Source organism: Paraplanobispora siamensis (assembly GCF_016863175.1).
Lineage (GTDB): Bacteria > Actinomycetota > Actinomycetes > Streptosporangiales > Streptosporangiaceae > Planobispora > Planobispora siamensis.
The window spans coordinates 56180-76178 of sequence record NZ_BOOJ01000005.1; the positions used below are offsets into that span (position 1 = coordinate 56180).

At 72.3% G+C, this 19999-nt stretch carries 16 protein-coding genes; 9 read left to right on the forward strand and 7 right to left on the reverse strand.

Annotation, left to right across the window (positions count from 1 at the left end; all coding sequences use genetic code 11):
• The first annotated feature begins 72 nt into the window (after window positions 1-72).
• The gene (locus Psi01_RS01755; RefSeq protein WP_204062118.1) at window positions 73-1464 is read left to right on the forward strand and encodes an LVIVD repeat-containing protein; all 1392 of its coding nucleotides are present in this window, start codon (window positions 73-75) and stop codon (window positions 1462-1464) included.
• Window positions 1465-1539: 75 nt separating this feature from the next.
• On the opposite strand, the gene Psi01_RS01760 is transcribed toward Psi01_RS01755, so the two are convergent.
• Complete coding sequence (locus tag Psi01_RS01760) at window positions 1540-2454, reverse strand: RDD family protein (protein WP_239126937.1); 915 nt, start codon at window positions 2452-2454, stop codon at window positions 1540-1542.
• Between the two features lie 79 nt (window positions 2455-2533).
• On the opposite strand from Psi01_RS01760, the gene Psi01_RS01765 reads away from it, so the two are divergent.
• Together Psi01_RS01765 and Psi01_RS01770 are read left to right on the forward strand one after the other, a co-directional pair.
• Window positions 2534-3526, forward strand: a complete 993-nt coding sequence (locus tag Psi01_RS01765; RefSeq protein WP_204062120.1) for a stage II sporulation protein M — start codon at window positions 2534-2536, stop codon at window positions 3524-3526.
• Window positions 3527-3606: 80 nt separating this feature from the next.
• Window positions 3607-5097 carry a M48 family metallopeptidase gene (locus Psi01_RS01770; RefSeq protein WP_204062121.1) on the forward strand — a complete coding sequence of 497 codons (1491 nt, stop codon included), beginning with the start codon at window positions 3607-3609 and terminating at the stop codon, window positions 5095-5097.
• A 52-nt stretch (window positions 5098-5149) separates the two neighbouring features.
• On the opposite strand, the gene Psi01_RS01775 is transcribed toward Psi01_RS01770, so the two are convergent.
• The 5 genes from Psi01_RS01775 to Psi01_RS01795 form a co-directional block, all read right to left on the reverse strand.
• Window positions 5150-6472 (reverse strand): DUF58 domain-containing protein, encoded by a 1323-nt coding sequence (locus tag Psi01_RS01775; protein WP_204062122.1) that lies wholly within the window; start codon window positions 6470-6472, stop codon window positions 5150-5152.
• A complete protein-coding gene (locus Psi01_RS01780) occupies window positions 6472-7446 on the reverse strand; it encodes an AAA family ATPase (RefSeq protein WP_204062145.1) in 975 nt (324 codons plus the stop codon). The genes Psi01_RS01775 and Psi01_RS01780 overlap by 1 nt, the downstream gene beginning before the upstream one ends.
• Window positions 7447-7540: 94 nt before the next feature.
• Window positions 7541-8794, reverse strand: a complete 1254-nt coding sequence (locus Psi01_RS01785; protein WP_239126939.1) for a DUF4350 domain-containing protein — start codon at window positions 8792-8794, stop codon at window positions 7541-7543.
• Window positions 8791-9417 carry a DUF4129 domain-containing protein gene (locus Psi01_RS01790; protein ID WP_239126940.1) on the reverse strand — a complete coding sequence of 209 codons (627 nt, stop codon included), beginning with the start codon at window positions 9415-9417 and terminating at the stop codon, window positions 8791-8793. The genes Psi01_RS01785 and Psi01_RS01790 overlap by 4 nt, the downstream gene beginning before the upstream one ends.
• Window positions 9414-10898 (reverse strand): DUF7847 domain-containing protein, encoded by a 1485-nt coding sequence (locus Psi01_RS01795; protein WP_204062123.1) that lies wholly within the window; start codon window positions 10896-10898, stop codon window positions 9414-9416. The genes Psi01_RS01790 and Psi01_RS01795 overlap by 4 nt, the downstream gene beginning before the upstream one ends.
• A 340-nt stretch (window positions 10899-11238) precedes the next feature.
• On the opposite strand from Psi01_RS01795, the gene mtrA reads away from it, so the two are divergent.
• From mtrA to Psi01_RS01825, 6 genes are all read left to right on the forward strand, one after another.
• On the forward strand, window positions 11239-11916 hold the full coding sequence (gene mtrA / locus Psi01_RS01800; RefSeq protein ID WP_012888151.1) for an MtrAB system response regulator MtrA: 678 nt from the start codon (window positions 11239-11241) through the stop codon (window positions 11914-11916).
• Between the two features lie 34 nt (window positions 11917-11950).
• Entirely contained in the window at window positions 11951-13711 is a 1761-nt protein-coding gene (gene mtrB / locus Psi01_RS01805) for an MtrAB system histidine kinase MtrB (protein WP_204062124.1), read from the forward strand.
• Window positions 13708-15519: an LpqB family beta-propeller domain-containing protein gene (locus tag Psi01_RS01810; RefSeq protein ID WP_204062125.1), complete on the forward strand. Its 1812-nt coding sequence runs from the start codon at window positions 13708-13710 to the stop codon at window positions 15517-15519. The genes mtrB and Psi01_RS01810 overlap by 4 nt, the downstream gene beginning before the upstream one ends.
• A 214-nt stretch (window positions 15520-15733) precedes the next feature.
• Entirely contained in the window at window positions 15734-16438 is a 705-nt protein-coding gene (locus tag Psi01_RS01815) for a ComF family protein (protein ID WP_204062126.1), read from the forward strand.
• Between the two features lie 518 nt (window positions 16439-16956).
• The gene (gene hpf / locus Psi01_RS01820; protein ID WP_204062127.1) at window positions 16957-17625 is read left to right on the forward strand and encodes a ribosome hibernation-promoting factor, HPF/YfiA family; all 669 of its coding nucleotides are present in this window, start codon (window positions 16957-16959) and stop codon (window positions 17623-17625) included.
• A gap of 95 nt (window positions 17626-17720) precedes the next feature.
• Entirely contained in the window at window positions 17721-18425 is a 705-nt protein-coding gene (locus Psi01_RS01825) for a response regulator (protein ID WP_203875335.1), read from the forward strand.
• A gap of 326 nt (window positions 18426-18751) precedes the next feature.
• On the opposite strand, the gene Psi01_RS01830 is transcribed toward Psi01_RS01825, so the two are convergent.
• Window positions 18752-19930 carry a winged helix-turn-helix domain-containing protein gene (locus Psi01_RS01830; RefSeq protein ID WP_204062128.1) on the reverse strand — a complete coding sequence of 393 codons (1179 nt, stop codon included), beginning with the start codon at window positions 19928-19930 and terminating at the stop codon, window positions 18752-18754.
• Between the last annotated feature and the right edge of the window lie 69 nt (window positions 19931-19999).

Below are 19999 nucleotides of genomic sequence, written 5' to 3' on the forward strand. Positions count from 1 at the left end.
CGATCTGACTGTCCGGGCTGACAATTTGGATCATTTCCGTGTGCCCTCATCTGCTCTGCCAGGAGGTCCCGAGTGCTCACACCCCGAAGAATCGGCCGGACCTTAATAGTCGCGGCGGCCGCCGCGGTCCTGCTCGCGCCGGCGACCCCGGCCCAGGCCGCGGACATCCCGCCGAACGACCAGATCGTCACGAGCCCCAACGTCTCCCACGTGACCACGGTGCCCAAGCCCGACGGGCTGACGACCACCATCAACACCGACATCGCCTTCCAGGACGGCTACGCCTACGTCGGCAACTACGGCGGTTTCGCCATCTACGACGTCCGCAAGCCGAAGGAGGCCAAGGTCGTCGGCACCGTCGTCTGCCCGGGTTCGCAGATGGACGTCTCGGTCTACGGCAACCTGCTGTTCAGCGCCGTGGACTCCTCCCGCAACAACGACTCCTGTGAGAGCACCGCGCAGCCCGCGTCGGTCAAGGAGTCGTGGGAGGGCGTGCGGATCTTCGACATCAGCGACAAGACCAACCCCAAGTACATCAAGTCCGTCGAGACCAACTGCGGTTCGCACACCCTGACCCTGGTCCCGGGCAAGGGTTCGGACCGGCGGCGCAACGTCTACCTGTACGTCTCCTCCTACAACCCGAACGCGACCTTCCCCGACTGCCAGCCGCCGCATGACAAGATCTCCGTCATCAAGGTCCCGCTGAGGAACCCGGCGGAGGCGGCCGTCGCGGCCACTCCGGTGATCTTCCCCGACGGCGGCAACGAGACCCAGCCGGGCCTGCTGCTGCCCACCAGCGGCTGCCACGACATCACCGTCTACGCCGAGAAGAACATCGCCGCGGGCGCCTGCATGGGCGACGGCGTGCTCTTCGACATCTCCGACCGCCTGAACCCGAAGGTGACCGCCCGGGTCACCGACCCGAACTTCGCGTTCTGGCACTCGGCGACGTTCAACAACTCGGCCACCAAGGTCGTCTTCACCGACGAGCTCGGCGGCGGCAGCGGTGCCACCTGCAACGAGGCCACCGGCCCGAACAGGGGCGCCGACGCCATCTACGACATCGTCAAGGGCAAGCTCGTCTTCAAGAGCTACTTCAAGATCCCGCGCTACCAGGCGGACAACGAGAACTGTGTGGCCCACAACGGCTCGCTGATCCCGGTCAAGGGCAAGGACATCATGGTCCAGGCCTGGTACCAGGGCGGCATCTCGATCTGGGACTTCACCGACTCGTCCAAGCCGAAGGAGATCGGCTACTTCGAGCGCGGCCCGGAGAGCCTGCCCGGCGGAGGCGGCATCTGGTCGGCCTACTACTACAACGGCTACATCTACGGCAGCGACTTCCACAAGGGATTCGACGTCGTGAAGATCAACGACCGCCGCACCGACCCGGCCCGGCACGTCCGCGTGGACCGGCTGAACGTGCAGACCCAGGAGTCCTACCACGGCCACCACGGCTGGTGACCCCTGAGGAGCGGTAGACCCTGACAGAAGGGGGCGGCGGGACCCACCCGCCGCCCCCTTCGCGTGTGCGGGGTCTCAGACCGGAGGGGCGAAGCCGCCGGGAGTGGGGCCGGCGCCGTACGACGGAGCCGCGGGGGCGGGGACGGGGGAGCCGCCGTACGGCTGCGCGGGCTGGGGGACGGCGCCGTACGGCTGCGCGGGCAGGTGGGGGTGTCCCGTCGCGTGGGCGGCCTGCCGGGCGGCGGCGCGGCGCATCAGCCGGTCCAGGTGGCGGCGGCGCCGTTCGGCCAGGACCGCGGAGAGGTAGGCGTACGGCGGCACGCCGGGCGGCGGGGGCGGGGAGACGTAGGAGGCGGTCTGGGCCGCGATGCGCGTGCCCATCTCCTGCTGCACGGCCGGGGACAGGTCCTGCAGGCGGGTGAGGTACTGCCGGGCGGTGTGGATGAGCTCGTCCGGCAGCTGGGACAGCTCCAGCGTCGCCGCCCACCCGGCCAGCTGCGGGGGCATCTGCGGCGGCGGGCCCGCGTTGCGCGGACCGCGCTCGGAGATCACCATCGTCCCGGCGAAGATGTCGCCGAGGCGCTTGCCCTTGGGGGAGATGAGCGAGCAGATGACGGCCGGGCCGCCGCTGAGCGCGTAGATCTCGACGAAGCCCGTCAGGCCGCGGAAGAGCGCCTGCCGGAACAGCTCGGGACCGCCGTCGTCGCTGACCACCCGCAGCCCGAGGGCGAGCTTGCCCAGGGTGCGGCCCCGGGTCAGCGTCTCCATCAGCACGGGATAGGCCACGAGCACCAGCACCATGAACAGGATCACGAACGCCTCGGCCAGGGAGGAGTCCAGCACCGTGGTCGTGTTCGAGATCAGCAGGAGGGCGCCGATGATCGCCACTGCCTGCACGAGGAAGTCGATCAGGAAAGCGGCCACCCGGACCGGGAGCTGCGCGGTCTGAACATCGACGACGATCGCATCACCGGTTACCAGATCGGACACATCATCGACCCTACCGTCCGGCACCGGCTGCACGGATGCCGCGTGGCGGTTTCCGGGGCGCGGACAATAGGCTCGGAATGTGGACATCGATGCCTTCGTGACCGCCCACCAGCCGACGTGGGACCGTCTTGATCAGCTGGTGAAGCGCCGCCGCCATCTCAGCGGGGCGGAGGTCGACGAACTGGTCGAGCTGTACGAGCGGGTCGCCACGCACCTGTCCATCGCGCGCTCGTCGTCCCGTGACGGGCTGCTGGTCGGCCGGCTGGCCTCCCTGGTGGCCCGGGCCCGCTCGGCCGTCACCGGGGCGCACGCCCCCCTCTGGCGGGAGGTCGTCCGGTTCTGGACGGTCTCCTTCCCGGTCGTCGCCTACCGGTCCTGGCGCTGGTGGCTGGGCGCGACCCTCGCCTCGACGGCGATCGCCGTGATCGCCGGGGTGTGGGTGGCGAGCAGCCCCGAGGTCCAGGCGAGCCTGGGCACCCCCGAGGAGATCCGGCAGCTCGTCGAGCACGACTTCGCCGACTACTACAGCGAGAACCCCGCGGGCTCCTTCGCCGCGCACGTCTGGCTGAACAACGCCTGGGTCGCGGCGCAGTGCATCGCGTTCTCGATCCTGCTGGGCATCCCGATCCTGTACGTCCTGCTGCAGAACGCGCTCAACGTCGGTGTCCTGGGCGGCCTGATGGCCTCGGCGGGCAAGAGCGACATCTTCTTCGGCCTGATCACCCCGCACGGCCTGCTGGAGCTCACGGCGGTCTTCCTCGCGGCGGGGGCCGGCCTGAAGCTGGGCTGGACCGTGATCGACCCCGGACCCCGCCCGCGCGGCCAGGCGCTGGCCGAGCAGGGACGCGCGATCGTCAGCGTGGCGCTGGGCCTGGTCGTCGTCCTGCTCGTCTCCGGCCTGATCGAGGCGCTGGTCACCCCGTCCCCGCTGCCGACCTGGGCGCGCATCGGCATCGGAGTGCTGGCCGAGGCCGTCTTCCTGACCTATGTCGTGTACTTCGGCCGCCGGGCGGCCGCGGCCGGCGAGACCGGTGACGTCGAGCGCGCCCCGGACGTCGTCCCGGCCGCCTGATGCCCCTGGTGTGATTTGTCTATTTCGTGAGGTCGCTCGGCTAAAGTCGTTCCACGCTTTCCCCGACCGTGGAGCCCTCCGTGACCACCGCTCTGCGCGCCGCCCTCGCCTTCGCCCTGCTCGCCGGCTTCTACGTGCTGGTGGGGGCCATCCTGGCGGCGGCCGTACTGTTCGACTTCTGGCTGTTCTTCGTCGACTTCCACGCCGGCGGGCTGAAGGTCGCGGTCCTGCTGACCTTCGCCGCCGGTGCGCTCGTACGGGCCCTGTGGGTGGCCCGCAGCAGGAGCGGGGAAGGCGACGAGCCCGGCGTGGCCGTCACCCGGGAGCACGAGCCCGAGCTGTGGCGGACGGTCGAGGAGCTCGCCGCGCGCGTGCGGACCGGCGCCCCCGACGAGATCCGCCTCGTCGCGGAGGTGAACGCCGCGGTCTCCGAGGACACCCGGTTCCTGGGGCTGCGGGCGACCCGGCGCCGCATGTACATCGGCCTGCCGCTGGTCGAGACCCTCACGGTCGACGAGATGCGCGCGGTGCTGGGGCACGAGCTGGGCCACTACAGCGGGGCGCACACCCGCCTCGGCGCGCCCGTCTACCGGGGCAGGACGGCGCTGATCGCGACCGTCCGGGGGCTGGACAACCACCCGATCGTCCAGCGGCTGTTCTCCTGGTACGCCAAGCTCTACCTGCGCATCTCGCAGGCCGTCTCCCGCCGCCAGGAGCTGGAGGCCGACGAGTTCGCGGTGGCGATCGCGGGCCGGGAGGCCGCGGCCGGAGCGCTGCGCAAGGTCCACGCCACGGCGCTGGCCTGGGAGCTGTTCGCGGAGGACTATCTGACGCTCACCGGGACCGGCGGCAACCGTCCCGCCCGGGTGCTGGAAGGCTTCCGCGCGCTGCTGGGCGACCCGGCCCGGCAGGCCGAGGTCGCCAGGGCGAGCGAGCGGCCCGAGGAGACCTCGCCCTACGACTCCCATCCCGGTCTGGCCGAGCGGCTCGCGGCGATCGCCCTGCTGCCGGAGCCGGGACACCGGCCCGACCGCCGGCCGGCGACCGCGCTCCTGGCCGATCCGGAGCGCGCCGCGGCCGCCGTGGAGCAGACCGTCTGGAGCCCCGAGGCGCTGTCCGGCCTGCGGCCGGTGCCCTGGGAGGAGCTGGTCGAGCGCGGGATGTACGCCGTCCGCAACGGTGAGGCGCTGCACGACCTGGCCGCCGCCGGCCAGCGGGTCATGGGGGCCCCGCGGCCCTACCTGGACGCCGCCTTCGAGGCGCTGGCCCGCGGCCGGCACGCCGACCTGGAGGCCGAGCTGCTGCGGCTCGGCTGGAACCGCTCGGACACGCTGCTGGCGGGCGTGCTGGGACAGGCGCTGGAGGCCGTGCTGGTCCAGCACGGGCAGGCCCGGTGGACGCTCTCCTGGTCCGGCCCGGCCCGGCTGCTGTTCGACGACGGCGAGGAGGTCCTGGTGAAGGAGTACGCGGCCAAGGTCGTCGCCGACCCCCTGGGCGTGCCGGGCATGCGGCAGTGGCTGGCCGGCCTGGGCGTGGCCCCCGACTACGTCCCCGTCCCCGCCCCCGCCTGACGGCACCGTACGGCCCGGCGGTCCCGTGGGGCGGTCATGCGCACGGGCTCCGTCAGAGCCGGCCGGCGGCCTTCAGGGCCAGGTAGGCGTCGGCGAGCGCCGGGGCGATCTGGTCGGGCAGGGCGTCGACGACCTCCACGCCGTGCCGGCGCAGCCTCGCCGTCATCCGGCGGCGCGCGCCGCGCAGGTGCTCGGCGGCGGCCGCGTCGTAGACCTGCTCGGCGGTGTCCCTGCCCTCCGCCATGGCGGCGACCCGCGGGTCGGACACCGCGGCGAGCAGAACCAGGTGGCGGGAGGCGAGCTGGGGGAGCACCGGCAGCAGGCCCTCCTCCAGGGCCGCCGGGTTCAGGTCGGTGAGCAGCACCACCAGGCAGCGGTGCGCGGCCCTGGCCATGATGGCGGCGACCATGCCCTCGGAGTCGGCCTCGATCAGCTCCGCCTCGATCGGCGCCATGGCGTTCACCATGACCGACAGCAGCTCGGTGCGGGAGGCGCCGGACACCCAGGCGCGGACGGTCCGGTCGTGGGCCAGGAAGTCGACCCGGTCCCCGGCGCGGGCCGCCAGCGCGGCCAGCAGCAGCGCGGCGTCCATCGACCAGTCGAGCCGGGGCCAGCCCGAGGGGTCGCCCGAGGCCGGGTCGACCCCGACGCGGCCCGCCGAGGTGCGGCTGGTGTCGAGCACGATCAGCACGCGCCTGTCCCGCTCCGGGCGCCAGGTCCGCACCACCACGTCGTTGCGCCTGGCCGTGGCCCGCCAGTCGATGGAGCGCACGTCGTCGCCGACCACGTACTCCCGCAGCGAGTCGAACTCGGTTCCCTGCCCGCGGATCAGCACCGGGTGGCGGCCTTCGAGCTCCCGCAGCCGGGAGAGTTTGGCGGGCAGGTGGCTGCGGCTGAGGAAGGGCGGCAGCACCCGGATCGTCCACGGTACGGCGTGCGAGCCCTGCCGGGCCGCCAGGCCCAGCGGGCCGACGGAGCGGACGGTGACCACGGCGGACTCGCGGTCGCCCCGCCGGGACGGGGCCAGCACGGTGACCACCCGGCGGCGCTCCCCGGCGGGGACGTCCAGGGGCTGCTGCCGGGGAAGCGCGCGGGTGCTGGGCGACCAGGCGTCCCTGATGAGCCCGCGTACCCGCCGCGGCCCCGGGTTGGTGACGGTCAGCGTCACCTCGACGGTGTCGCCGAGCCGTACCCGGCGCTCTCCCGAGCGCTCCAGCCGCAGCGGGCGGACGCTCCCGGCCAGCAGCAGGTCCGCCACGACCAGCGCCGTCAGCAGCGCGAGCACCCCGAGCACCGCGATGCCCGGCTGCGGGGCGGACAGCACCACGATCGCGCCGAGGGCGGCCAGCAGCCCCGTGCGCCCGGTGAGCGCCATCAGCGGGGTACGGGGACGGCGGTGAGGATGCCGTCGAGGATGCCGTCGGGGGTGGCGCCCTCCAGCTCCGCCTCGGGACGCAGCTGGATCCGGTGCCGGAGCGCGGGCAGGGCCAGGGCCTTGATGTCGTCGGGGGTGACGTAGCCGCGGCCGGAGAGCCAGGCCCAGGCGCGGGCGGCGCCCAGCAGGGCGGTGGTCCCTCGCGGCGACACGCCCATGCGCAGCGACGGCGACTGGCGGGTGGCCCGCGCGATGTCCACGGCGTAGCCGAGGACCTCGGGGCCCACGTGCACCCGGGCGACGGCCGCGCGCCCCACGGCCAGGTCCTCGGCCGAGGTCACCGCCTTGACGTGGGACAGGTCCCTGGGGTCGAAGCCGAGCGCGTGCCGCTCCAGCACCGCGATCTCCTGCTCGCGCGAGGGGAGCGGGACGGTGAGCTTCAGCAGGAACCGGTCGAGCTGGGCCTCGGGGAGCTGGTAGGTGCCCTCGTACTCGATCGGGTTCTGCGTGGCGGCCACGATGAACGGGTCGGGAAGCTTGCGGGCGGTCCCCTCGACGCTGACCTGCCGCTCCTCCATGGCCTCCAGCAGGGCGGCCTGGGTCTTGGGCGGCGTGCGGTTGATCTCGTCGGCGAGCAGCAGGTTGGTGAAGACCGGGCCCTCGTGGAACTCGAACTCCGAGGTCTTGGCGTCGTAGACCAGCGACCCGGTCACGTCGCCCGGCATGAGGTCCGGGGTGAACTGCACGCGCTTGAAGTCCATGGACAGCGCCGTGGCCATCGTCCGGACCAGGAGGGTCTTGGCGACGCCGGGAACGCCTTCGAGCAGCACGTGGCCCCGGCACAGCAGGGCGATGACCAGGCCGGTGACCACGGCGTCCTGGCCGACGACGGCCTTGGCGACCTCGCTGCGCAGCGACCCGAGCGAGGCGCGGGCCGCGTCGTCGCCGGGGTCCGCCGCACCGGAGTAGGCGATGGTCTGCTGGGAGCCGGGATCGGACGGGATCACGCGGCGCCCTCCCCGGCGGTGCCGCGCCCGGGGATGCCGGGCCCGAGGGTGCTGTGCTCGCTCACGAGTCGCGTACCTGCCTTTCCAGGATGTCGAGGTGCCGGGCCAGGGCCACGAGCCCCGCGTCGTCGTCGGGCGCCGCGCCGTACAGCAGAGCCCCCGCCTGGTGAGAATCTAGCGGGGTTCGCATGGCGACGGCCGCCACCACCCCCGCCGGAGTGGCGTCGCCCGTCAGCCCGAGGCGCGGGATGATCCGGTCGAGGGCCGCCGCCCGCAGGGCCGCCGCCGCCCGGTCGCGGGCCCTGCGCGAGCGGTAGAGGCGTCCCCGCCCCTCCACGGTCTCTGCGGCGCGCACGACGACCGGCAGCCGCTCGGGGACCACCGGGCCGAGCCTGCGGGCGCGCCAGACCGCGACCAGCACGACGGCGATGAACAGCTGCAGGGCCGCCCAGCCGACCCCGGACGGGATCAGGTCCGTCAGAGTGGCCTCGCCCTGCTCCTGGGCGCCGCCCGTCTGCGGCAGGGTGGGCACCAGCCAGACCACCGCCGGCCGGGCGCCGGCCAGGTTCATGGCCAGGGCGGCGTTGCCGTCCGCGGCCAGGCGCTCGTTGGTCATGAAGTCGCTGGAGCCCACGACGGTGATCTGCCGGCCGGCGGCGTTGAAGACGATCACGCTGCCGCCGTAGCAGCTGCGCGACCCCGCGGGGCCGTTGTAGGAGACGCCGCCGGTGACGGCGGTGCCAGCCCGCAGGGCCGCGGGCAGGTCGCAGCCCGGCTCGCGGGACTCCACGTCCGTCAGCGCGCCCGCGGAGACGCCGGGCGCCAGGGCCTGCAGCGCCTGGGTCACCGGCTCGACCAGCAGCCGGTCGCCGGGCACTTCGGCGAGCTCGGCCATCAGCAGGCCGTCGGCGAGGAACTCGGTCCGGCCCACCAGCAGCAGCGAGTCCGGGGTGGCCAGTTCCCCGGCCTCCTCGACGGTCCTGGCCGGGCGGATCTCGACGCCCTGGTCGCGCAGGAGCTGGGCCAGCGCGTGCGCCCCGACCGGGGTGGTCGCCTCGGGATCGAGGCGGCCGCCGGGGCGCGGCGAGGCGATCAGCACGGTCACCGCGGCGAGCGCCACCATGATCCCCAGCACGCCGAACACCCCGCGGGCGCGCCGCCAGGAGTCCCGCACGCGCGGTGACGTGGGCGCGCTGGCGGGCGCGGGACCGGCTTCCGCCGCAGAAGCAGCGGGAACGCCGGACGCGGGCGGGGAGGCGAGAGTGTCGGCGGCCGGGCCCGGTCCGGGCTGCGACGCCGACGGGTCGAGGCTCACGCGGGACCTCCCGACAGCACCGGCCTGGCCCGGCGGAGACGGTCGTCCAGCTCGGCCATGCTCCGGTAGCCCTCGGGGGTGCCGGGCAGGTCGCCGTAGGTGACGTCGTCGAAGAGCCTGGCGGCGGCGGCCAGCTCGCCGGCGAGGTCGGGGAGCATCCGGCCGGCGTCGGCGGCCAGCTCGTCCGCGGTGCGGCCCGGTACGCGGTCGAGCAGCGCCCGGTCCTCCAGGTCCCGTGCGATGGCGCGCAGCCGTTCCCTGATCGCCTCGGCCCACCGGCCCTGCGCCGCGCAGGCCTCGGCGGCCGCGCGGTGCTCGGCCGCGGTGCGGGCCTGAGCGCCGAACAGCTCGCCGGCGGTCCCCGCCCGGGACCGGGTGGCGCGGCGCGCCATCGACAGGACGGGGATCGCGACGGCGACGATGAGGAGCGCGAGCATGACGATCGAGAACCACCCGCCGGGCAGCCCCGAGGCGGCGTCGATCAGATCGGCGATCCACTCCCGCACACTCCGCAGGAGCCGGTCCCACCAGGACTCCTTCGGATAGATCGGCTTGGCCAGCTCGTTGATCGCCGCCTCCCGGGCGGCGTCCCTGGCGATGTCGACCGGGACGTCGATGATCACCGGTTCCAGGCTCCGGGGTCCTGGGGCGGGTGGCCGTAGCCCTGCTGGGGCGGGTTCCCGTAGCCGTAGGGACCGCCGGCCGAGTGCGACGGGTGCCACAGGTCCTCGGGCGCCGTGCTCTGCACGCCGCGCTGGCGGTCCGTGGCGGCCGTCTGGAGCACCAGGTCGAACGCCTCGGCGCGCATCCTCCGGTCGGCGTACAGCAGCGCGTTGACGGCGGCGGAGAACGGGTTGGTGATCGTCCCGGCGATGACGGCGCCCAGCGCTCCCAGGAAGAGGGAGATCGTGAGCCCGGTCTGCAGCTCCTCGATGCCTCCGGCCCCGGTGCCGACCTGGGCGGCGAAGGAGAACGGCACGCTCACGGCGCCGCCGATCAGCCCCGCGATGACCGCGGTGAGCAGGAGGATGCCGAACACCCGCCAGAAGTCACCCTTGACCAGCCGGAACGACCTGCTGATGGCGGAGAACACCCCGGCGCGCTCCAGCACGATCACGGGACCGGCCAGGCTCAGCTTGGTGTAGAGGAAGACCGCGCCGACGAGACCGCCGATGATGAAGACGAAGCCCACCACGCCGACCAGCGCCCCCGGCGCGTTGGCCGCGACCAGCACCGTGACCAGGACGACCGCCAGGATCATGAAGCCGAAGATCATGAGCACCTGGAGCAGCGCCAGCCCGAGCAGCGGCAGCACCCGGCCGCGCGTCAGCCGCCAGGCCTCCCCGATCGTGATGGACTCGCCGAACACGGCGCGGCCCAGCACGCTGGTCAGCATTCCGCTGAGCACCACGATCGCGATCATCTGCAGGATGACGGAGAGCAGGGTGCCGAGCAGGAAGCTGCCGGCGATGCTCAGGACGTCCGACGGGTCGGTCGGCGTCTCCGAGACGGCGGCGTCGACGAACGCGCTGGTCGTGGGGATCTGGATGGCCAGTGTGGCGATCTCGGCGAGGATGGTCACCAGGGCGGACAGGCCGAGGGTGGCCTTCGGGTTGCTCCGGATGAACTGCACCGCGCCGTTGTAGATGTCGCCCAGGTTCAGCGGGCGCAGGGGGATGACGCCGGGCTTGAGGGCGGGCGGGCCCCCGTAGGGCGGGGCGGGCTGCCCGTAGGGGCCGGTCCCGCCGTACGGCTGACCTCCGTACGGCTGTCCCCCGTACGGCTGACCTCCGTACGGCTGACCTCCGTACGGCTGACCTCCGTACGGCTGTCCCCCATAGGGCTGGCCTCCGTAGGGTTGTCCGCCGTACGGCTGCCCCCCGTGGGGCTGGTGGTGGGGCGGCGGCTGGCCGTACGGCTGCTGCTGATGCGGCGGCTGACCGTAGGGGTTGCCGGGGTCCTGCCCGGGAGGCGGGCCGGGAGGAGGCGTCTGACCGGCGCCGGGTGCGGCCCACGGTGCCGCACCCTCGCCGCCGTACGGCGGCGGCTGGTTGGACGCCCAGCCGGGTGGCGTGTCGGGGTTGGAACCGTGTCCGTCTGACATATCCCAATCCTGGCATGGAGACCCGTGCATCGGGCTGTTCGGGGGGATTGTTCAAGGGATGACGGTGCGCTTTCCGGCCCGGCGAGGGGCGGGGATGGCCGAAAGGCCGTTCCTTACCGCAGACTGTGACAGTGGCCACATTCGCGTCCGGAGCTCGTCCGCCGCGGCCGATAGCGGCCACTCCGGGGGCGCCGCCGCGCATTTCGCGCTGCGTAAGCCTAAAATTCGGCACCCAGGCGCCGATCACCAGGCTGTGTCATCCGGTGGTCGGGCACGGGTAACCTTCGGTAATCGTACGGTTTACCTAAACTCTCCACCTGCGTAAGACGAATGAGGGGCCATGAAAGGACGCGTGCTGGTCGTCGACGACGACGCCGCTCTCGCCGAGATGCTCGGCATCGTGCTGCGCGGGGAGGGGTTCGAACCTTCCTTCGTCTCCGACGGTGACAAGGCACTCGACGCGTTCCGCGACACCCGCCCGGATCTGGTCCTTCTCGACCTGATGCTGCCCGGCGCCGACGGCATCGACGTGTGCCGCAGGATCCGCGCCGAGTCCGGGGTGCCGATCGTCATGCTGACGGCCAAGAGCGACACCATCGACGTGGTGCTCGGCCTGGAGTCCGGGGCCGACGACTACATCGTCAAGCCGTTCAAGCCCAAGGAGCTCGTGGCGCGGGTGCGCGCCAGGCTGCGCCGCACCGACGAGCCGACGCCCGAGATCCTGCAGATCGGCGACATCACCATCGACGTCGCCGGGCACTCGGTCAAGCGTGACGAGGAGACCATCAACCTCACTCCGCTGGAGTTCGACCTGCTGGTCGCGCTGGCGCGCAAGCCCCGCCAGGTCTTCACCCGGGAGGTCCTGCTGGAGCAGGTCTGGGGCTACCGCCACGCGGCCGACACCCGTCTGGTGAACGTCCACGTCCAGCGCCTCCGCGCCAAGATCGAGAAGGACCCGGAGCACCCGGAGATCGTGGTGACGGTCCGCGGCGTGGGATACAAGGCCGGACCGGCCTGAGCCCGCCCGCTCTCCGCTCCCCCCGGATCCCGAGATGGCCACTCCGAAGAAGCGCCGCCGTACCCCGCGCCAGCTGGCGCGGGGCGTGCGGCGGCGCGCACGGCGCGCGGCGGGCCGGCTGCGCCGGGTCTTCTGGCGATCCCTCCAGCTCCGCGTGGTCACCAGCACGATGGTCATCTCCGTCGCGGTGGTCGCGGTGCTCGGCGTCTTCCTGGACCAGCAGATCACCACGTCCGTGCTGGACGCCCGCGAGCGGGCCGCGACGAGCGAGGCGCAGGCCGACCGCAACGCGGTCCTGGGCTTCCTGAACCAGCCGGACGGGGAGACCGCCAAGCGCTCCGAGCCAGGCGAGACGATCCAGGGCGACGACAGCCCGCTCGGCCAGGCGACGACGGCCCTGGCGAACCGGGCCGGCTCCGCCAGCCGCTACTCGGTGATCATCTGTAACCGGAAGCTGCCGGGCGCGTGCTTCGGCACCACGAACATCGACGAGCGCAGCATCACGGAGCGGATGCGCACCGCCGTGACCAAGGGGGAGCCGGGCAGGAACAGTCCCTGGTACGGCGAGCTGTACTACAAGGGCAGGGACGAGCCGGTCCGCGGGCTGGTGATCGGCACGCGCCTGGACACCACGGGCGCCCCGCAGATCGACAGCGGTTACGAGATCTACCACCTGGTCCCCCTCGACAAGGAGGAGGAGACCCTCAACGCGGTCCGGCAGATGCTCGTCGTCGTCGGCGTCGGCCTGGTGCTCCTGCTGGCCGCGATCGCCTTCCTGGTCACCCGCCAGGTGGTCACTCCGGTACGGCTGACGCGGCAGGCGGCCGAGCGGCTGGCCGCGGGCCGCCTGGACGAGCGGCTCAAGGTGCGCGGCGAGGACGACCTCGCCCGCCTGGCCGCCTCATTCAACGAGATGGCCGCCAACCTGGCGCTGAAGATCCACCAGCTGGAGGAGCTCTCCCAGGTCCAGCGGCAGTTCGTCTCCGACGTCTCCCACGAGCTGCGCACCCCGCTCACCACCGTGCGGATGGCCGCCGACCTGCTCTACGAGGCCCGCGAGGACTTCGACCCGATGGCCGCGCGCTCGGCGGAGCTGATGCAGAACCAGCTGGAGCGGTTCGAGTCGATGCTCGCCGACCTGCTGGAGATCAGCCGCTACGACGCGGGCGCCGCGACGCTCGACGTCGACTCCGTCGACGTCAGGGACGTGGTGCTGCGGGCGGTGGCCGACTCCGAGGCGCTGGCCGAGCGCCACTCCACCCGCTTCGACCTGCGGCTGCCGGGCGAGCCCTGCATGGCCGAGATGGACAGCCGCCGCGTCGAGCGCATCCTGCGCAACCTGCTGTTCAACGCCATCGAGCACGGCGAGGGCAAGGACATCGTCGTCTCCGTCGGAGCCGACCGGGACGCGGTGGCCGTGGCCGTACGCGACCACGGAGTGGGCTTGAAGCCGGGCGAGGAGAACATGGTCTTCGACCGGTTCTGGCGCGCCGACCCGTCGCGGGCGCGGACCATCGGCGGCACCGGCCTGGGGCTGGCCATCTCCCGCGAGGACGCGATGCTGCACGGCGGCTGGCTGCAGGCGTGGGGGGCGCCGGGCGAGGGCTCGCAGTTCAGGCTCTCGCTGCCCCGGGTGGCCGGGACGGCCCTGCGCGGCTCGCCGCTGCCGCTGGTGCCGCCGGAGGTGGAGATGCGCCGGACGTGGCGGGGGCAGATGACGCCGGTGCTGTCGCCGGCGGCGGTGGACGGGGGACATGACGCCGGTGCCGTGACCGGCGGCGGGCGGGGGACATGATGCGGGCGAGGAAGGGACGGCGGCCGGGGATCGTAGGACTGCTGGCGGCCATGGTCATGGCGACGGCGGCCTGTTCCGTCATCCCCACGGGCCCAGGCGACGTCGCCGTCGACGACGCGGGCAGCGGCGACCCGCTCGACCCGCCGTACGCGCGGGTGATCGCCATGCCGCCGAGCCCCGACTGGACGCCCAAGGAGGTCGTCGCGGGCTTCCAGGCCGCGATGGCGAGCACGGGCGACTCCGGCCACGCCGTCGCGCGCCAGTACCTCACCGCCTCCTTCCTCAAGAAGTGGGACCCGTCGGGCGAGGTCATGGTCTACAGGCAGAGCGCGCTGGACGGCGGGGAGAGCGAGGAGGACACCAAGGAGACGCGGGTCACCCTCAAGGGCACCGTCACCGGCACCATCGGGCAGGACGGCCTGTACCGCCCCGGGGACGACGAGCTGAACGAGCCCTTCACCCTCGTCAAGGAGAGCGCCGGCTGGCGGATCGCCGGCGGGCACGAGGGGCTGATGCTCTCGGAGGCCGACGTCAGGCGCGCCTACCGGCTGGTGGACCTGTACTTCCTGGACTCCAAGCGCAGGGGCCTGGTGATCGACCAGGTCCAGCTCCCGGTCAACCCCGTCTCGACCCGCGCGAAGACGACGGTCGAGCGGCTGCTGGAGGGCCCGAGCAGCTCGCTGGCGGGGGCGGCCCAGACCGCCTTCCCGCCGGACATCAAGCTCATCGACGTCACCACCGAGAACAGCCGCGTCGTCGTCAACCTGAGCAAGGGCGTGACCGGCTCCGACAACATCGCCGCCATGTCCGCCCAGCTCGCCGGGACGCTCTCCGAGCTGGCCGGGGGTTCGAGCGTCGAGGTGCGCGTCAACGGCGAGCCGTACTACGGCGACTCCGCGCTGGTGGTCGACGCCCAGGCGCAGCTCAAGTTCGACCCGTGGATGACCCCGCGGGGTATGCAGTTGTTCTACATGCAGGGCGGCGCCCTGCGGCAGCTCGACAAGGACAACGTCGGGCAGCCGGTGGCGGGCGCCGCGGGCGACCCGGCCAAGGCGGAGGGCAGGATCGGCCTCCTCGCCCGCCCGGCCGTCAGCGGGCACACGCTGCGGCAGGCGGCGGTGCTCTCCGACGACCGCCGGAGCGTCTCCGTCGCGCCGCTGACCCCGGACGGCCAGTGGCGGGAATGGGTCACCGGCAACGACCTCGTCACCCCGAACTGGGACCGGTACGGCTCGCTGTGGACCGTGGACCGGCCGGGACCGCAGTCCTCGATCGTGCTGCGGCATTACTACGACGAGGAGAAGCAGCAGGTCAGGCCGTATCGCGTGGCCGCGTCCGACCTGGACACGGTCGAGGTCACCGCGCTCAAGGTCGCCAGGGACGGCGTGCACGTGGCGGTGGTGGTCAGGAACGCGATGGGCGAGGACGAGGTCAAGATCGGCACCGTCATCGGCGAGGGGGCCGCCAGCCGCATCGCCAACCTGCGGACGGTGGTCAACGCCGGCGACAAGCAGACGATCAAGGACATCGCCTGGAAGGACGGCAAGAGCCTCTACGTGCTCACCGGCAAGTCCGAGCTGCTGGAGGCCTCGCTGACCGCCGGCCCCAAGCCCCTGGTGTCCTATCCCCGCATGGAGAGCATCACCGCGCTGGACGACGTCCTGCTGGCCGGGGTCAAGGACGACGACGGCAACCGGCAGGTCGTCTACCGCAACGTGCCCGGCTGGGAGCCGTGGGTCAAGGACGAGAACGGCTCCACCGGCTTCGTCCCCGACGGCCCGTCGTCCCCGGTCTTCCCCCTGGGCTGAGCCCTCTCTCCGGGAGCAGCCGCCTCCCCGGCGCTGAGCCCTCTCCCCGGGAGCGTCCGGCTCCCCGGCGCCGCGCCCCGCTCTCTCCCGGGACAGTACGGCCCCGCTCTCTCCCGGGACCGTACGGCCTCCGCCGGAGGCCCGCCGTGGACCCCGGCCCGCCGCGGGCCGTACGTCCAGCCGAATTGTCGGTGGGACCTGGCACTTTGGACGTGTGACGACCGCTCTGCTCGACCTGGTCCTGCCGCCCCGCTGCGCCGGATGCGACGCACCCGGGGCGCTCGTCTGCCCTCCATGCGCGGCCGAGCTCCGCGCCGACCCCGCCTGCCGGATGCCGAGCCCCTGCCCGGAGGGCCTGCCCGAATGCTGGTCGGCCGCCGACTACGCCGGAGCCGTCCGCCGGGCCGTCATCTCCTACAAGGAGCACGGCCGCACGGCCCTGGCCCGGCCGCTGGCCGGGGCCCTGGCGCTGACGGCCGGCATCGCGGTGGGCGGTCACCCCGTGATCCTCGTCCCGGTGCCCAGCACCCGCCCGGCTCTGCGGCGGCGCGGGCACGACCCGGTGGCCCGGCTGGCCGAGCTGGCCGCCGGATACCTCCGCGCGGCGGGGTGGCCGGCGACCGTCTCCAGGGCGCTGACCCACCGGCGGAGGGCGGCCGATCAGGCGGGGCTGAGCTCGCTCCAGCGGGCCGCGAACCTGTCGTCGGCATTCCGGGTCGTCAACGGCAGGAACGGTCCTCTGACGGCTTCCTGGGACGCCTCGCAGGTCGTCGTCCTCGTCGACGACGTCATCACCACAGGCGCCACTCTGGCCGAGGCGGCCCGAGCCCTGCGGGCGGCGGGAGCGCAGGCGCCGCTCGCCGTGACGGTCGCCGCGACACGCCGAAAGGACCGAATGCACCTCGGTGACGGAGGGTAAAAGCCGCTTAAGTTATCGGTCTCACTTCACTCCCTCATGCAGGCGTCCCAATTGGCGGCCTGAAGTGGCTCTGGGGACGCGAGAAGCCTTCACATAAGGGGCAGGGCATCGCTAAAGCGGTCATCTCAGGCACTGCACATCTCCGGAGGAAATCACACAAAGTGATCCTTCGGCTGGTCGGCAGGCTGACATTCCGCCGCGATGCGGATAGCGTCAGACCATGGCACCCGCTCGGGTCCGTGGTTGCGCCGGACCGACTCCCCTGAGGGGATCGGTCTGGCTAGCCGATGCCAGCCGCAGGCGAAACGGTCCACGTAAGACGACTCTTTGTCGATCGATCACGGTGCGGCTTAGAGGTAAGTCCTGCCTTCCCGGGGAGCCAGATGTTCCTCGCCAGAAGAGAAGGGCAGTAGTGGCACAGAGCTGCGAGACCCTCAGCAGGCGGATGTGGGGACGAAGACCAGGTCGGCCGAGCGGGTGTCGCTGTTCCACCGTCGAGAGCCGAAGGGGGGCTGTGCATGGACATCATCGTCAAGGGTCGGCACACCGGAGTGAGTGACCGATTCCGCGACCATGTGACGACCAAGCTGGCCAGGATTGAGCGTCTGGACCACAAGCTCATCCGTGTTGACGTGGAGGTGTCCAAGGAGCGCAACCCGCGCATTCCCGACCAGCGGGAGCGGGTGGAACTCACGATTCACTCACGTGGCCCCGCGGTACGGGCCGAGGCCTCGGCCGACGATCGGTTCGCCGCACTCGACATAGCACTCGGCAAGCTCGAAGGAAGGCTCCGGCGCATCGCCGACCGGCGCAAGGTCCACCACGGCAACCACTGCCCCCCGTCGGTCGCCGAACTGACCGCTTCCGCGCTGGCCCAGTCTCTCGAGGCGGAGCCCATGCGGGTCCGCGTGGAGCCCGCAGAATCGGAGGAACCGGAGACGGAGGTCGACTTCGACCTCCCCGAGGACAACACCATCGTCCCCATCGAGATGGACGGTGACGGACCCCTCGTGGTCCGGGAGAAGTTCCACAAGGCCGAACCGATGACGATCGACCAGGCGCTCCTGGAGATGGAGCTGGTCGGCCACGACTTCTATCTCTTCCGAGACAAGGAGAGCGGACAGCCCAGTGTCGTCTACCTGCGGCGAGGATACAACTACGGCGTGTTGCGGCTCGTCGAGCCCTGACCGCCCTGCCCGAAGACCCTCTCCGACCAACCCGAGGACCCGGAAAGCCGTGTAATCATGGCGGTCCAACGGCTCTGGCCCCCCGAGGAGGAGGCGTGACGGAACCCGACGAGGCGACCCGCACCACCGGGCGCGGCGAACCGATCCGCGTGCTGATCGTCGACGATCATGCGCTGATCCGCCGCAGCCTGGAGATGGCGCTGGCCGCGGAGGCGGACATCGAGGTGGTCGGCGAGGCGAGCGACGGTCAGGAGGCCGTCGAGCTCGCCGACCGCCTGACACCGGACGTCGTGCTCATGGACGTCCGCATGCCCCGGCGCAGCGGGATCGAGGCCACACGAGAGATCAAGGCCTCGGCGCCGAGTGTCCGGATCATCATGCTGACGGTGAGCGACGAGGAGGAGGACCTCTTCGACGCGATCAAGGCAGGCGCCACCGGCTACCTGCTGAAGAACGTCCAGCTCGACGAGGTCCCCGAGGTCGTCCGAGGCGTCCACGAAGGACAGTCGCTGATCAATCCGGCGATGGCCGCAAAGCTGATCAACGAGTTCGCGAACATGAGCCGTAAGGAGGCCGAGCGACCTCCGCAGTTACCCGTCCCCCGGTTGACCGACCGGGAGATGGAGGTGCTCCGCCTGGTGGCCAAGGGGATGAACAACCGCGAGATCGCCAAGCAGTTGTTCATCTCCGAGAACACCGTCAAGAACCACGTGCGCAACATCCTGGACAAGCTCCAGCTCCACTCCCGGATGGAAGCCGTGGTCTACGCGGTCCGCGAGCGCATGCTAGAGATCACCTGACCCGCGGTGGCCGGCCCCCGGCCACCGCAATCCCCACCCAGGCCACGCACCCCCACCCCGTGCCCGTCACCCCCCACCCCGGCAGGCCCCGCCCTCCGGACCGGGCTCCCCCAGTCGCCGCGTTCTTGCGCTGACGCATGCGTGTTGACCCTCCATGGCGCCGGTACGGCGGACATGCCGACCCCCGTGCCCGGCTGCTGCCTTTCTTGCGCTTCGCCCCCCCGCCAGAGCCGCCCGCCGTACACACGGTGCCGGCCACCACCGCCCAGCGTCTCGCCGTACCGGCGCCGGGCCTGGCCTGCGGTCCCGCCGTACCGGCGGCGGGGTCAGAGGATCGTGGTCAGGATGGCCTCGCGGAGGGAGGGGTCGGCGCGGTCGATGTGGAGGTTGTCGCAGCCGACCCAGGTGGCGGCTTCGTACAGGGCGGTGGCCAGGGGTTCGGCGGCTTTGCGGGGGTCGATGCCGGGTTCGAGGCCGATCTGGCGGGCGATCAAGGTGGAGCCCTCGCGGGCGGGGTCGACGCGGGCGATCAGCCGGCCGCCGGTGAGGACGGGCATCGTGAAGTAGCCGTGGACGCGTTTGTCCTTGGGGACGTAGGCCTCCAGGCGGTGGTTGAAGCCGAACACGCGGGCGGTCCGGGCGCGGTCCCAGATGAGGGAGTCGAACGGGGACAGCAGGGTGGTGCGGTGGCGGCCGCGGGGGGCGGTCTCAAGGGCCGCGGGGTCGGCCCAGGCGGTCGCCGAGCGGCCGGTCCAGCCGGCGACCTGGACGGGGACGAGACCGGTGGCGCCGTCGAGCAGGGCGGCGTCCAGGATCCTGGAGTGCGCGGCGTTCAGGCGCAGGAAGTCGACCAGGTCGGCGCGGGTGGCGACGCCGAGGGCGCGGCCGGCGAGGCGGGCGAGGCGGGCGACGCATTCGGCGTCGGAGAGGTCCTCGGCCAGCAGGTGCGCGGGTACGGCGCGCTCGGCCAGGTCGTAGACGCGGCGCCAGCCCACCCGGCGGGTGCAGACGACCTCGCCGGTGTCCAGCAGCCACTCGATGGCGATCTTGGAATCGGACCAGTCCCACCAGGGGCCGCCGTTCTTGGCGCCGCCGATGTCGGTGGTCGTGACCGGGCCGCTCTCCCGGACCTTCTCCAGCACCTTGTCCACGGTCGGCGGGACCTCGTGCCAGCGGTACTTCCGCTCCCGGAACGCGCGACGGCGGAAGGCGTAGAGGGGCCAGTCCTCGATGGGCAGCACGCACGCGGCGTGGCACCAGTATTCGAAGGCGCGGGCGGGCTCGTCCCAGTAGGCCCGTTCGACCTTCTGCCTGCCGACGGCGCCGAGCCGGGCGTAGGCGACGAGCTCGTGGGAACGCGCCAGCACGGAGATCGTGTCGAGCTGCACGGCCCCCAGGCGGCGCAGCGTCGCCGTCGCGCCGCCGCGGCGGGCGTCGGCGCCCAGGAATCCCTGGGCGCGCAGGATGATCCGGCGGGCCTCGTCGGCCGAGAGGGTCAGGGTCATGGCCGCTCCAGGGGGAGGCGGGGCGTCGTCGCGCGGCACGTCTGCATGACGCCGAGGTTAGCGCTTCAC